Raw genomic sequence first — 12,863 nt, 5'->3', positions numbered from 1 at the left:
GGAGCAACCGGAGTGACGGGTTTACAGGGCCCGCAAGGAATCCAAGGTGTTCAAGGAGAGATAGGTCCAACCGGTCCACAGGGTATTCAAGGTCCCCAAGGAATCCAAGGAGTAACGGGGGCAACCGGAGCACAAGGTCCCCAAGGAATTCAAGGCCCACAAGGCGACATAGGTCCAACCGGCCCCCAAGGAATTCAAGGTCCACAAGGTCCTCAAGGAATCCAAGGAGCGACAGGGGCAACCGGGGCACAAGGCCCACAGGGAATCCAAGGTCCGCAAGGTGATATAGGCCCGACCGGCCCACAAGGCCCCCAAGGAATTCAAGGCCCGCAAGGAATTCAAGGTCCGACGGGAGCAACAGGAGCAACCGGAGCGACAGGCCCACAAGGGATTCAAGGCCCCCAAGGAATCCAAGGCCCGCAAGGAATTCAAGGTCCAACGGGAGCAACAGGAGCAACCGGAGCGACAGGGCCCCAAGGAATTCAAGGCCCGCAAGGAATCCAAGGAGTAACGGGGGCAACAGGAGCAACCGGTTCACAAGGTCCAACTGGAGATACAGGTCCAACCGGAGCTGGAGCCACTGGAGCGACCGGGGCGACTGGAGTTAGTACAACTGCAACGTATGCATTTGCGAATAATACATCAGGAACCGCTATTTCCGTTTTATTAGGTGGTACGAATGTACCATTACCGAACAATCAAAATATTGGTCCAGGAATAACCGTTAGTGGTGGAAATACTGTATTTACAGTTGCGAATGCAGGAAATTATTATATAGCTTATACAATTAATTTAACGGCAGGATTAGTTGTAAGTTCTCGTATAACTGTAAATGGCAGTCCGCTTGCGGGAACGATAAACGCTCCGACAGTGGCTACTGGTTCATTTAGTGCAACAATAATCGCTAACTTGCCTGCTGGAGCTGCTGTTAGCTTACAGTTATTTGGAGTAGTTGCAGTAGCTACATTATCTACAGCAACGCCAGGGGCTACCCTAACTATTATTAGATTAAGTTAATAAGCAAAAAACCTTGAAACTTTTATGTTTCAAGGTTTTTTTATCTTTGTATTTGTAAGTAAACCTCGTTAACCAGGGGGAGTGGATCCCCTCTAATTATTTAAAGTTTCACTTTATTCCCTTGAGCAAAAACATCGTAGTTCGAAAATATATTATAATAGAATGAAAAGAAAGAAATTTGGCAGAAAGGGAGGGTGGCGATGCAGGAGATGGTTAAAGATTTTTTTGGACGCCCACTTCAAGATTTACGTATATCTGTCATTGATCGTTGCAATTTTAGATGTACATATTGTATGCCAGCGGAAATATTTGGGCCAGATTATGCTTTTTTGAAAGATGAGTTTTTACTAACTTTTGATGAAATTGAGCGTTTGGCAAAATTATTTGTTAACATCGGTGTACGAAAAATTAGAATTACTGGTGGTGAGCCACTACTTCGTAAAGATTTAACAAAACTTATTGCACGTCTTGTGAAAATTGATGGGTTAATAGATATAGGGTTAACGACAAATGCTGTACATTTAACGAAACAAGCGAAGGCATTAAAAGAAGCTGGATTACATAGAGTGAATGTTAGTTTAGATGCGATAGATGATGACATATTTAAGAATATTAATGGTCGAAATATTAATACAAAACCGGTAATTAAGGGAATTATAGCAGCTAAAGAGGCGGGGCTGGAAGTAAAGGTAAATATGGTTGTAAAAAAAGGGATGAACGATCATCAAGTACTTCCGATGGCTGCGTATTTTAAAGAGCAAGGAATCACGCTTCGGTTTATTGAGTTTATGGATGTTGGTAGTACAAATGGGTGGAATTTTGATCAAGTCGTTACAAAACGAGAATTGATTGAGATGATTCATAAGATGTATCCACTTGAGCCAGCCGAAGCGCATTACTTTGGTGAAGTTGCGAAGCGATATCGGTACGTTGGAACAAATGTTGAAGTTGGTTTTATTACATCTGTTTCTGAGTCATTTTGTGTCTCTTGTACGAGGGCGAGAATTTCGGCAGATGGAAAGTTTTATACGTGCTTATTTGCGACAGAGGGTTTGGATGTAAGAGAACTTCTTAGAGGAAATCTTTCGGATGAGGAGTTATTAAGTGTTATACAAGATGTATGGATGAATAGAAAAGATAGGTATTCGGATGAACGAACAGAAGAAAGTGCAAAAAATCGTCCGAAAATCGAAATGTCTTATATAGGAGGATAAGAAAGGGGGCTATCGCATGCAGGAGCGATATTCAAGACAAATATTATTTTCTGGTGTTGGAGAAGAAGGACAGAGAAAAATAAGAGAGAAGCATGTGCTTATTATTGGTGCTGGTGCTCTCGGTGCGGCAAATGCAGAAGCGATTGTTAGAGCGGGTGTTGGAAAAGTAACGATTGCTGATCGTGATTATGTAGAATGGAGTAATTTACAAAGACAACAACTATATACAGAAGAAGATGCAAAGCAGTATAAACCGAAGGCGGTAGCGGCAGCAGAGCATTTAAGAGCAATTAATTCTGAGGTGGAAATAACTCCTGTTGTGACGGATGTAACGGTGCAAGAAATGGAAGAATTAGTGAATGATGTAGATTTAATATTAGATGCGACAGATAATTTTGAAACGCGTCTTCTTATTAATGATATTTCACAAAAGTATAATATTCCGTGGATATATGGTGGGTGTGTCGGAAGCTACGGAGTAACGTATACAATTTTACCAGGGAAAACACCGTGTTTTCGCTGTTTAATGGAGCATCCAGCGAGCGGTGCAACATGTGACACAGCTGGTATTATACAACCGGCAGTACAATTAGTAGTTGCGCATCAAATTACGGAAGCGCTGAAAATATTAGTAGAAGACTTTGGTGCGCTTCGTGAAACGATGTTATCGTTTGATCTTTGGAATAATCAACAGATGGCATTTAAAGTGAATAGGCAGAAAAAAGATACTTGTTTATCTTGCGGAAGGTTACGTACATATCCGAGTTTAACATTTGAAGGACAAACGAAAACAGAAGTGTTATGTGGGCGGAATACAGTACAAATTCGCCCGGGTGTGCGGAAGAATTTTAATTTAGAAGAAATTAAAAAACGCTTACAAAGAAGCGTAGAGATAAAGGCGACACCTTATTTATTATCATTTCCGGTAGAAGAATATCGTTTTGTTTTATTTACAGATGGCAGGGCGTTCATTCATGGGACGAATGATATGAATGTAGCGAAAAGTTTATATGCAAGATATATAGGTTGAACCTAAAGGAAACCCTTTAGGCTCAACGGAGAGAGGATTATGAATTTCTCGTATAATCTCCACTTTTTCCACCTGTTTTTTCAAGTAAGTACGTTTCACCGATAATCATACCTTTATCGACAGCTTTACACATATCATACACAGTAAGAGCGGTAGCGGAAGCAGCTGTTAAAGCTTCCATTTCAACACCGGTGCTACCTTCTGTTTTAACTTTTACTTCAATGAGTAAACGATATTGTTCTTCTGATTGTTTCCAATCGAAAGAAACGTCAACACCTTTTAATAATAAAGGGTGGCACATTGGGATAATATCAGAAGTACGTTTCGCGGCCATAATGCCTGCGATTTGCGCAACTGCTAATACGTCACCTTTCCCAATTTCATTGTGAGAGATTTTATCGTAAATTTCTTTCGTAACGACAATGCTAGAGCACGCAATTGCTGTTCGAACGGTTGCTTTTTTGTCGCTTATATCAACCATTTTTGCGCGTCCTTGGTCATTGAAATGTGTAAATGAAGACATGGAATTCCTCCTTGAAGTAATTTCTATTGAATATATAAAGTTTAATCGAGATAAAAAAAATTGCAAATATGAGGTGAGAAACGATGGTAGAAAAACGAATTCCAATTCAAGTTGCTGAGGCAGTAGAACGGGTAATGAAATATGCGAAGCATGGTGAAGTAGAAGAAATTTCTATTACGGAAAGTTACGGGAGAATTCTCGGGGAAGATGTTGTCTCAGATCATGACGTTCCTCATTTTGATCGTTCCCCTTACGATGGTTTCGCCATTCGAGCAGAAGATACGAAAGAAGCAACTCAAGAGAATCCAGTTGAATTTGAAGTAATAGGAGAAATCGGGGCGGGTTCCGTTTTTTTAGAGGAAGTAGGAGCTTTTGAAGCAATTCGCATTATGACAGGAGCAGCTATTCCAGAAGATTGCAATGCAGTCGTAATGCTAGAGCTGACAGAAGGGTTTGAGAAGAACGGGAAAACATATATGAAGTTAAAACGCCCTTTTAATAACGGTGACAATGTGTCGTTTAAAGGAGAAGATATAAAACAAAATCAAGTTCTCGTTAAGAAAGGTGTTGCAATTAATCCAGGTGTTGCGGCCTTACTAGCAACGTTTGGATATAGCACGGTGAAAGTTGTAAAACAGCCTGTTGTCGGTATTGTAACGACAGGAAGTGAATTATTAGAAGTACATGAGCCGTTAGAACCGGGGAAAATTAGAAATAGTAACTCGTATATGATCGCAGCTCAAATTATGAAAGCTGGCGGGAAAGTTCGTTATTATGGTCAACTCGCGGATGAGTTAGATGCATGTTTTACAGCTGTTCAATCAGCGATGGATGAGGTCGACATTTTAATTACAACAGGCGGTGTATCAGTAGGAGATTATGACTACTTACCAGCTATTTATGAAAGATTACAGGCAAATGTACTCTTTAATAAGATAGCCATGAGGCCCGGAAGTGTAACGACAGTAGCTGAAGTTGATGGAAAGTTACTCTTTGGTTTATCAGGAAATCCGTCTGCTTGTTATGTAGGCTTTGAATTATTTGTGCATCCAATTATAAAAACGTATTTGTATGCGAAGGAACCCCACGTATATAGAGCGGATGCTATTTTACAAAAAGATTTTCCGAAGCCAAATCCATTTACTCGTTTCGTAAGAGCGAACGTAACAATTGTGGATGGGGCGTTACAAGCGATGCCGGTTGGTTTAGATAAATCGAGTGCGGTATCTTCACTTGCAGATGCGAATGCTTTTATCGTGTTACCCGGAGGAACGAGAGGATTTGAGACCGGAATGAAAGTATCCGTATTATTGTTAGAGCACTCTGAGGGATGTGAGTGGCCATGGGCGAAGCCCCTTCAATCTTACAAATAGTAGGGTATCAAAATAGCGGAAAAACGACACTTGTAGAGAAAATTGTGCATGCATTAGCCGAAAGCGAAATGAAAGTTGCTACAATTAAACATCACGGGCACGGAGGTTTTCCAGAAGTAGCGCAAAAAGATAGCGAACGACACCGTAAAGCTGGTGCTGTCGTAAGTAGTGTAGAAGGTGCTGGATTACTTTCACTTTCTTCACTAAGAAAGAAATGGTCCTTGCAAGAAATTATTCGCTTATATGAGTTTTTTAAAGTGGATACAATTTTAATAGAGGGCTATAAAAAAGAGAACTACCCGAAAGTAGTGTTACTTCGTTCTGCGGAAGATGCTGAGCTTTTACATAAAGTAGAAAATATAGTGGCGGTTATTACGTGGTATGATGTCCCAGTAAATATACGAGAAGAATATAAAGTATTTCATATAACAGAAGAGGAGTTGTACATAGACTGGTTTTTACAAACGGTTAGGAGTGCGAAATGACAAATACATATTATGAAGTAATTGATACAGAAATCTCGATTGAAGAGGTAACGAAGAAAGTAATTCGACGTGAATGCGGTGCTGTTACAACATTTATTGGAACGGTTAGAGAGTTTACGAAAGGGCGTCGTACATTATACTTAGAATATGTCGCTTATAAAACGATGGCAGAAAAGATGCTAGAGAAAATCGGATTAGAAGTGAAAGAGAAATGGCCAGGTACACACGTTGCGATTACACATCGCATCGGTACGTTGCAAATTTCTGATATAGCGGTTGTTGTTGCTGTTTCAACACCACACCGTAAAGCGGCTTATGAAGCGAACGAATATATTATGGAACGCATAAAACAAATTGTTCCGATTTGGAAAAAGGAGTTTTGGGAAGATGGTGACTCATGGATTGGTGATCAATTAGAAAAAACACCATATCCGGCGGGAGAGCCTGGGAAGGAGCTATAAGTATGATTCGAGTATTGTTATTTGCGCACTTGCAAGAAGAAGCAGGGACAAGTGAATTACAAATAGAGAAAGAAAATATTACGGTTGCACAGTTAAAAGATGTTGTTGCGAACGAATATAATGTACCAGTTTCAGAGCCAATTATGGTTGCGATTAATGAAGAATATGCAAATGAAGATGACAGGGTCCAATCTGGTGATGTTGTTGCACTAATCCCACCAGTGAGCGGTGGTTAATATTGGATTCATTAAAACGACTTTCCTATATAGGGAAAGTCGTTTTTTTATGGCAGTTTTGAGAACACTAATCTATAGAACAAGGAGGGAATTATGAAAAAAATATGTGTAGTTATGACAATGCTATGTGCGTCTTTTTTCTCTTCTCCAAGTGATTCTTTCGCGAAAGAATCAAGAGAACAGCTTTTAGAGAGTGCATTATCAAATAGGTACTATTCAGTTATTAGACAAGTGACAGAAGATCAATATGAATGTGCTTCAGTCATAAATATAAAGCGTCTCGGCAAGAAAGATGAATTTGTTCCTAGGTATGAAGTGAAGCTACAATTTCTTACATTTCAAGGAGCGCATAATCCCCCGAACGATAAAGTTACGCTTACTTTGGAAGACCATTTAGATCACGTAAAGATAAAGAAAGTGGAGCGAGAAAAGAATGTTTCTGACGCTATTGCAGAAAAAGTTTGTGAACGGGAAAAAGAAAAAATAAAAGCTCACTCTAATGACTTAGAGTGATAACCTATGCATTTAGTAAAGAAAGGTAATGAGTGATGGATATATTTTTAGCGATTTTACCAGCTATATTTTGGGGAAGTATTGTGCTATTTAACGTAAAACTGGGCGGGGGACCGTATAGTCAAACGCTCGGAACAACGTTTGGAGCACTTATTTTCTCAATTGTTGTTTATATTTTTATGAAGCCAGTATTAACACCTACCGTTATCGGAGTTGGAGTTGTGTCAGGTTTATTTTGGGCGCTTGGTCAGGCAAATCAATTGAAAAGTATTGATTTAATGGGTGTTTCGAGGACGATGCCAATTTCAACAGGACTTCAATTAGTCGCGACGACTTTATTTGGCGTTATCGTATTTCATGAATGGTCCACGACAATATCGGTCGTCCTTGGGATTTTAGCGCTCGTTTGTATTATTATCGGTGTTATTTTAACATCGCTTCAAAGTGAAGAAGAAAAGAATGCAGAGCAAGCAGCAAACTTTAAAAGAGGTATCGTAATTTTATTAATTTCAACAGTCGGCTATTTAGTTTACGTAGTAGTGATTAGACTATTTAACGTAGATGGTTGGTCAGCTTTGTTGCCACAAGCAGTTGGTATGGTGTTAGGTGGGATTTTGCTTACCTTTAAACATCATCCATTTAATAAATATGCAATCCGAAATATTATTCCAGGATTAATTTGGGCAGCTGGAAATATGTTTTTATTCATTTCGCAGCCGCGTGTTGGAGTCGCAACAAGTTTCTCGCTATCGCAAATGGGAATTATTATTTCCACGCTTGGTGGGATCCTTATATTAGGTGAAAAGAAAACGAAACGTCAATTAACGGGTATCGTTGTCGGTATTGTTTTTATTATCGCAGCCGGAATTATGTTAGGTATAGCCAAAAGTTAAAGGAGGTATGAAAATGTATAGTGATTTAGCAGGGAAAGTTGTCGTTATTACAGGATCAGCAACTGGTCTTGGAAGAGCGATGGGAGTGAGGTTTGCTAAGGAAAAAGCGAAAGTGGTTATTAATTATCGCTCACGAGAATCAGAAGCGAATGATGTGTTAGAAGAAATTAAAAAGGTAGGCGGCGAAGCGATTGCTGTAAAAGGTGATGTAACCGTCGAATCAGATGTTGTGAATCTCATTCAATCTGCTGTGAAAGAGTTTGGTACGCTTGACGTTATGATTAATAATGCAGGGATAGAAAACGCGGTACCGTCGCATGAAATGCCGCTTGAAGATTGGAATAGGGTAATTAATACAAATTTAACAGGTGCTTTTTTAGGAAGTCGTGAAGCGATTAAATATTTTGTAGAACATGATATTAAAGGTTCTGTCATTAATATGTCTAGTGTTCATGAGAAAATTCCGTGGCCACTATTTGTGCACTATGCAGCAAGTAAGGGTGGCATTAAACTGATGACAGAAACGTTAGCGCTAGAGTATGCACCAAAAGGTATTCGAGTAAATAATATAGGACCAGGTGCAATTAATACGCCAATCAATGCAGAAAAGTTTGCTGATCCTAAAAAACGTGCTGACGTAGAAAGTATGATACCTATGGGCTATATTGGAAAACCTGAAGAAATCGCAGCAGTAGCAACTTGGCTTGCTTCATCAGAGGCGAGTTACGTAACGGGAATTACGCTATTTGCAGATGGTGGAATGACGTTATATCCATCGTTTCAAGCTGGGCGTGGGTAATATAAAAGGACGAAGAGATAAAACTCTTCGTCCTTTTTTTACAAAAAAAAATAGCGGCCAGCTATTTTAAATTTAGTGATTAATTGTATCTTGAAGAAATTCTGTTGCTTGATGTTCAGAAACATTTTGTACGAGTGCAACTTCACTGATCATCATTTTTCGGGCGTTATCTAGCATTTGTTTTTCACTCGCATTTAAAGTTCTCTCTTTATTGCGGCGAAGTAAATCCCGAACAACTTCTGCGCTATCTTGTAAATTGCCGTTTTTCATTTTTTCCATATTCATTGTATATCTTTGTTTCCATGAGAGTGATGTGTCTGACTCCCCGTTTTGAAATTCAAGAAGTATATCATCTAACGTACCTCGATCAACGATATAACGAATACCCGATTTTTTTAATTGATCCATCGGAAGCATTACTTGCATATCTTTACTAATGATGCGTATCACACAATATTGACGTGAAGTACCTAATATTTCTTTCTCTTCAATTGCTTCAATGATTCCTGCACCGTGCATTGGATAAACGATTTTATCACCAATTTGAAACAAATCATCCACCTCCATATGTGGTAACCACTTTTAATGATAGCATAAGTATGTAAAAATGTCAAATTTTATATAATAACATAATATTTATATTCGAGTCAATAAGATAAAGTGCTTTTTTATGTTTTTTTTTGGGACCTTATTTATCGTGATTTTTTTAGAAAAATAGTACAGGTGAAGAAAGAAGGCATATCCACTTATTTTTAAGCATAAAATGTAAAAGCGCTAATACAATATACCTAAATCCGTTCTTTGCAAAGGAGGGAGAGAAGGTGGGGCGCACAATAAAAATTGATATTACAAATAAAGTTGTAGCTAAATTTAGACCAAATTATTTGGAATTATATACGAGTAAATTTATGATAGGTAAGTTTTATGTCTATACTGAAGATAAAGAATATGTGTTAGAAGACGGATATATATATGAGAATGGAAAGTTTTATCGCATCATAGATACGCACCGTGGCAATAATCAAGCGGCGGAGGGCTGCGATCTAGGACGGTGTTAACATGATTCGTGTGAAAGTATTTGATGAAAGTCACGAAAAAGACTTAGAAGATGCTGTAAATGTTTTTTTGAAAAAGATTGATGATAGCAACTTGGTAGATATTAAATATCAAGTTGGTGTTTCCATTAACGACGATGAAAACCAAATTTATTGTTTTTCAGCAATGATCGTTTATAAAGCATAAAAAAGAGCTGGGTGAGCCAGCTCTTTTTTATGCTTTATGTTGGGACAACATGTGTCGGTAATACATTCATAATAGATTGGGGGGCGCCTGATTTCTTTGTCGTTAAAAGAGGCTCCCCTGTTTCATGGTTTTGGGCATCTTTACACATACCAAGGTGATAACGATCACCTAAAAATGGATCAATATAAAAACCGTTTTTGAATACTTTATCATTTGGATGTTTTTCATGATGAATATCAGAGCAGTTAATACAATAGAACATAGCGTTCAACCCCTTTTTATTTTGTTTGAAAAAAGTGAGTCGGTAGTCATTTCGCTCCTAAGGAAATGTTGAGGAGAAGAGAAATAACTACCTACTCAAATGGTGGGCATATTCCTTCTGATTTGTCATATCTCGCGTATTGTCCCTGAGGGAAGGAGGAGAGACGAAGTACGCATGATATAAGTAAGGCGCTTCTTTCAATATGAATGATGGAGTTTCATGTTGAGAGAAGTTTTTATTTTGTATTGCCTTTGTGAGTATATTATGAGGAAATGCTAAGAGGGTGTTTGTCCTGTTGAAAAAATGTTGAGAATTTCTCAACAGTAAAAGAATTAGCGTTGACATGAAACTAAAAGGTGTTATATTATCAAAGTGCAACCAAAAGGTGTTATGTTGTAACGCCGAGTAAAGGAGAATGAAAATGGAACAACAAAATACATTAAATGATATTAAACAAACAATCGTTTTTAACGCGTCTATTCAAAAGGTATGGAGTGTAGTATCAACTGCAGAAGGGATTGCGTCATGGTTTATGCCAAATGATTTTGTATTAGAGGTAGGACATGAATTTCATGTGCAATCACCATTTGGGCCATCACCATGTAAAGTATTAGAAATTGATGAACCAAACCATTTATCTTTCTCATGGGATACAGATGGCTGGGTTGTTTCATTTGATTTGAAAGACTTAGGAGATAACAAAACAGAATTTACGTTAATTCACGGCGGCTGGAAACATCCTGATGAAATTCTTCCGAAAGCAAATGCGAAGAGCTCTATTATTCGCGATAGAATGAGCGGTGGTTGGGTAGCGATTGTAAATGAAAAACTGAAAAAGGTTGTCGAAGGCTAAGTGTCCTCGTCAGCAGCGAAATATGATGTATTTCAAGCAATTGCTGATCCAACCCGCCGAGAAGTAATACGGTTATTAAGTGACAAAGAGTTACCGATTTCCAAAATAACGGATCATTTTCCGATGAGTCGTACTGCGGTTGTAAAGCACCTTCATATTCTTTCAGAAGCGAATTTAGTAAGTGGAAGAAAAAGCGGAAGAGAGAAGATATATCGTTTGCATCCAGAACCATTAGAAGAATTACAACAATGGCTCTCGTATTATGAACGTTTTTGGGATAATAAATTATCCATGCTGAAACATATTGTGGAGAATGAAGAATAAAAAAGGATGACCAAAATGGTCATCCTTTTTATTGTTGCTCACTTGTTTGTGTAGCTGGCTTTAATAAGAGCCAAGCGATAATTAATGTAAATACTGCTAATACGAAAGTGCTCATATAAATGACGTGTACGCTTGATGCTAATGCAGATTGCGATTCGGTTACTACGTTTGCTGTAGTACCGCCATGTCCACCAGATACAAGATCAAGATTTTTAATACCACGTGCGTGAATCATCGTATTGAAGATTGTACCGAATATTGCAGCACCTAACGTTTGACTAAATGTATTAATAAATGTGTTTAAACCAACAGCTGTTCCGCGTGTATGAGCTGGTACGGCTGCTTGAATTGTTACCATGTAAATCGGTGTCACAAGCCCCATTCCTAAGCCGAATAATCCGACTGCTACATAAATAAGGAACGATGGTGAATTTGTTGATAGTGTAAATAATAAGAACGTAGCGACTGATAAAATGCTAGCTCCAAGTAAAATGATTTGTTTCGTTTTTAATTTGCCTACTAAGTTACCAGAGAAAATAGCGCCAAATGTCCACATAACAGGAATTGGCATTAAAATAAGTCCAGCTTCTGTAGCGTTTTTCCCTAATACACCTTGGCTCCAAATTGGAAGGTACATTGTAATACTAATAATCATTGCGCCAGCAATAAGAGTTAATATATTTATCGTAGATAATGTACGGTTAGAGAAAAGTGCTAGCGGAATTAATGGTTCCGGAGATTTCTTCTCGATGAATAAGAAAATAATAAATGAAATAGCGGCAAAGATTAATAGGCCGATAATTGTCATGTCTCCCCAGTTTTGCTTACTGCTACCTGTTAATAATGCATATAGTAGAGCGATTGTACTTAATGAGAAGACTGTTGCACCAAGATAATCGATATGATGCTTAGCAGGTTTAATAGATTCTTTGTAGTAAATTGCAATCATTAAGCAAGCGATAATTCCGAATGGAACGTTTAGGAAGAAAATATAACGCCAAGAAAGGGAATCAACTAAAAATCCACCTACTAACGGTCCGATAACACCGGATACACCCCAAACGGCACTCATCCAACCTTGTGCTTTCGCGCGGTCTTTCGCTTCGCTATATAAGTCTCCAATAATCGTCATTGTGATTGGCATAACAGCACCAGCACCGATACCTTGAAGCGCGCGGAAGAAGATTAATTGTTCCATCGATGTAACGACTCCGCAAAGTGCAGAACCGACTAAAAAGATTGTAGCTCCGATCAGTAAAACTTTTTTACGGCCAAATAAATCAGCGAGCTTTCCGTATATTGGAGTCGAAACAGCTGTTGCAAGCATATAAATTGCATATACCCAACTAACAAGTTCGACGCCTGACAAATCACTCGTTATACGAGGGATTGCTGTACTAACAATCGTTCCTTCTACCGCAGAAAGAAACGTCATTAACATTAAAGACATCATGACTTTTTTTCTCATTTGTTTTCCCCTTACCCTTTTTTAAATATTCAACAATATAAAATATAAAGGTACTAAGGTATATAAAGCAACAAAAAAGCAATGGGAAGTTAAGTGGAGCCTATATTTGTCGTTTCTTGTCGGTAAGTCGATATATTTGGGAAATCGCCGATATAAGTTGCAGAATCGCT

General features: G+C 38.5%; 18 protein-coding genes. 14 read left to right on the top strand and 4 right to left on the bottom strand.

The genetic code is table 11. The annotated features are described in order from the left end of the window. From MR107_RS27070 to MR107_RS27060, 3 genes are all read left to right on the top strand, one after another. A partial coding sequence (locus MR107_RS27070) for a BclA C-terminal domain-containing protein (protein ID WP_472926409.1) occupies positions 1-1,017 on the top strand: 1,017 nt, incomplete at its 5' end. Positions 1,018-1,217: 200 nt separating this feature from the next. Then, on the top strand, positions 1,218-2,231 hold the full coding sequence (gene moaA / locus MR107_RS27065; RefSeq protein ID WP_001157114.1) for a GTP 3',8-cyclase MoaA: 1,014 nt from the start codon (positions 1,218-1,220) through the stop codon (positions 2,229-2,231). 16 nt (positions 2,232-2,247) lie between these two features. Further along, positions 2,248-3,261 carry a molybdopterin-synthase adenylyltransferase MoeB gene (locus tag MR107_RS27060; RefSeq protein WP_001158105.1) on the top strand — a complete coding sequence of 338 codons (1,014 nt, stop codon included), beginning with the start codon at positions 2,248-2,250 and terminating at the stop codon, positions 3,259-3,261. Between the two features lie 37 nt (positions 3,262-3,298). Here MR107_RS27060 and moaC read toward each other — a convergent pair whose 3' ends face one another. Continuing rightward, positions 3,299-3,784, bottom strand: coding sequence for a cyclic pyranopterin monophosphate synthase MoaC (moaC, locus tag MR107_RS27055; protein ID WP_000094146.1), 486 nt, complete (start codon positions 3,782-3,784; stop codon positions 3,299-3,301). Between the two features lie 83 nt (positions 3,785-3,867). Here moaC and moeA point away from each other — a divergent pair, with 83 nt between their 5' ends. The 7 genes from moeA (at position 3,868) to MR107_RS27020 (ending at position 8,544) form a co-directional block, all read left to right on the top strand. Then, positions 3,868-5,157, top strand: coding sequence for a molybdopterin molybdotransferase MoeA (gene moeA / locus MR107_RS27050; protein WP_000229690.1), 1,290 nt, complete (start codon positions 3,868-3,870; stop codon positions 5,155-5,157). Further along, positions 5,127-5,642, top strand: a complete 516-nt coding sequence (gene mobB / locus MR107_RS27045) for a molybdopterin-guanine dinucleotide biosynthesis protein B (RefSeq protein WP_000503325.1) — start codon at positions 5,127-5,129, stop codon at positions 5,640-5,642. Before moeA ends, mobB begins: the two co-directional genes overlap by 31 nt. Next, positions 5,639-6,103 carry a molybdopterin synthase catalytic subunit MoaE gene (gene moaE, locus MR107_RS27040; protein ID WP_000185942.1) on the top strand — a complete coding sequence of 155 codons (465 nt, stop codon included), beginning with the start codon at positions 5,639-5,641 and terminating at the stop codon, positions 6,101-6,103. Before mobB ends, moaE begins: the two co-directional genes overlap by 4 nt. Positions 6,104-6,105: 2 nt before the next feature. Then, complete coding sequence (gene moaD, locus MR107_RS27035; protein ID WP_000621778.1) at positions 6,106-6,339, top strand: molybdopterin converting factor subunit 1; 234 nt, start codon at positions 6,106-6,108, stop codon at positions 6,337-6,339. Between the two features lie 93 nt (positions 6,340-6,432). Continuing rightward, entirely contained in the window at positions 6,433-6,852 is a 420-nt protein-coding gene (locus MR107_RS27030; protein WP_000717684.1) for a DUF3888 domain-containing protein, read from the top strand. 35 nt (positions 6,853-6,887) lie between these two features. Next, positions 6,888-7,745, top strand: a complete 858-nt coding sequence (glcU, locus tag MR107_RS27025; protein ID WP_000350861.1) for a glucose uptake protein GlcU — start codon at positions 6,888-6,890, stop codon at positions 7,743-7,745. Positions 7,746-7,758: 13 nt separating this feature from the next. Then, the gene (locus MR107_RS27020) at positions 7,759-8,544 is read left to right on the top strand and encodes a glucose 1-dehydrogenase (RefSeq protein WP_000286673.1); all 786 of its coding nucleotides are present in this window, start codon (positions 7,759-7,761) and stop codon (positions 8,542-8,544) included. Between the two features lie 72 nt (positions 8,545-8,616). Here the strand turns inward: MR107_RS27020 and MR107_RS27015 are convergent, their stop codons facing one another. Further along, the gene (locus tag MR107_RS27015) at positions 8,617-9,111 is read right to left on the bottom strand and encodes a CarD family transcriptional regulator (protein WP_000451445.1); all 495 of its coding nucleotides are present in this window, start codon (positions 9,109-9,111) and stop codon (positions 8,617-8,619) included. Positions 9,112-9,365: 254 nt separating this feature from the next. Here MR107_RS27015 and MR107_RS27010 point away from each other — a divergent pair, with 254 nt between their 5' ends. Then, entirely contained in the window at positions 9,366-9,602 is a 237-nt protein-coding gene (locus MR107_RS27010) for a DUF2553 family protein (protein ID WP_000533803.1), read from the top strand. A 1-nt stretch (position 9,603) separates the two neighbouring features. Next, positions 9,604-9,786 (top strand): sporulation protein Cse60, encoded by a 183-nt coding sequence (locus tag MR107_RS27005; RefSeq protein ID WP_078186252.1) that lies wholly within the window; start codon positions 9,604-9,606, stop codon positions 9,784-9,786. A gap of 34 nt (positions 9,787-9,820) precedes the next feature. Here MR107_RS27005 and MR107_RS27000 read toward each other — a convergent pair whose 3' ends face one another. Continuing rightward, positions 9,821-10,048 carry a DUF3973 domain-containing protein gene (locus MR107_RS27000; protein ID WP_078186251.1) on the bottom strand — a complete coding sequence of 76 codons (228 nt, stop codon included), beginning with the start codon at positions 10,046-10,048 and terminating at the stop codon, positions 9,821-9,823. A 421-nt stretch (positions 10,049-10,469) separates the two neighbouring features. Between MR107_RS27000 and MR107_RS26995 the strand changes: the two genes are divergently transcribed. Together MR107_RS26995 and MR107_RS26990 are read left to right on the top strand one after the other, a co-directional pair. After that, positions 10,470-10,901: an SRPBCC family protein gene (locus tag MR107_RS26995; protein ID WP_000437765.1), complete on the top strand. Its 432-nt coding sequence runs from the start codon at positions 10,470-10,472 to the stop codon at positions 10,899-10,901. Then, entirely contained in the window at positions 10,902-11,225 is a 324-nt protein-coding gene (locus MR107_RS26990; protein ID WP_000098837.1) for an ArsR/SmtB family transcription factor, read from the top strand. It begins immediately after the preceding gene. A gap of 28 nt (positions 11,226-11,253) precedes the next feature. On the opposite strand, the gene MR107_RS26985 is transcribed toward MR107_RS26990, so the two are convergent. After that, positions 11,254-12,693 (bottom strand): MDR family MFS transporter, encoded by a 1,440-nt coding sequence (locus MR107_RS26985; protein WP_001228021.1) that lies wholly within the window; start codon positions 12,691-12,693, stop codon positions 11,254-11,256. Between the last annotated feature and the right edge of the window lie 170 nt (positions 12,694-12,863).

The organism is Bacillus cereus group sp. BfR-BA-01441, assembly GCF_022663075.1.
In the GTDB taxonomy this organism is placed as follows: domain Bacteria; phylum Bacillota; class Bacilli; order Bacillales; family Bacillaceae_G; genus Bacillus_A; species Bacillus_A cereus.
Note: the sequence above shows the minus strand (reverse complement) of the source record. Positions and strands in the feature narration are given on the sequence as shown.

Excerpts from the sequence above, each read along its gene's own strand:
- moaA (WP_001157114.1), top strand. The coding sequence starts at position 1,218 with ATGCAGGAGATGGTTAAAGATTTTTTTGGACGCCCACTTCAAGATTTA.
- MR107_RS27060 (WP_001158105.1), top strand. The coding sequence starts at position 2,248 with ATGCAGGAGCGATATTCAAGACAAATATTATTTTCTGGTGTTGGAGAA.
- moaC (WP_000094146.1), bottom strand. The coding sequence starts at position 3,784 with ATGTCTTCATTTACACATTTCAATGACCAAGGACGCGCAAAAATGGTT.
- moeA (WP_000229690.1), top strand. The coding sequence starts at position 3,868 with ATGGTAGAAAAACGAATTCCAATTCAAGTTGCTGAGGCAGTAGAACGG.
- mobB (WP_000503325.1), top strand. The coding sequence starts at position 5,127 with ATGGGCGAAGCCCCTTCAATCTTACAAATAGTAGGGTATCAAAATAGC.
- moaE (WP_000185942.1), top strand. The coding sequence starts at position 5,639 with ATGACAAATACATATTATGAAGTAATTGATACAGAAATCTCGATTGAA.
- moaD (WP_000621778.1), top strand. The coding sequence starts at position 6,106 with ATGATTCGAGTATTGTTATTTGCGCACTTGCAAGAAGAAGCAGGGACA.
- MR107_RS27030 (WP_000717684.1), top strand. The coding sequence starts at position 6,433 with ATGAAAAAAATATGTGTAGTTATGACAATGCTATGTGCGTCTTTTTTC.
- glcU (WP_000350861.1), top strand. The coding sequence starts at position 6,888 with ATGGATATATTTTTAGCGATTTTACCAGCTATATTTTGGGGAAGTATT.
- MR107_RS27020 (WP_000286673.1), top strand. The coding sequence starts at position 7,759 with ATGTATAGTGATTTAGCAGGGAAAGTTGTCGTTATTACAGGATCAGCA.
- MR107_RS27015 (WP_000451445.1), bottom strand. The coding sequence starts at position 9,111 with ATGGAGGTGGATGATTTGTTTCAAATTGGTGATAAAATCGTTTATCCA.
- MR107_RS27005 (WP_078186252.1), top strand. The coding sequence starts at position 9,604 with ATGATTCGTGTGAAAGTATTTGATGAAAGTCACGAAAAAGACTTAGAA.
- MR107_RS27000 (WP_078186251.1), bottom strand. The coding sequence starts at position 10,048 with ATGTTCTATTGTATTAACTGCTCTGATATTCATCATGAAAAACATCCA.
- MR107_RS26995 (WP_000437765.1), top strand. The coding sequence starts at position 10,470 with ATGGAACAACAAAATACATTAAATGATATTAAACAAACAATCGTTTTT.
- MR107_RS26985 (WP_001228021.1), bottom strand. The coding sequence starts at position 12,693 with ATGAGAAAAAAAGTCATGATGTCTTTAATGTTAATGACGTTTCTTTCT.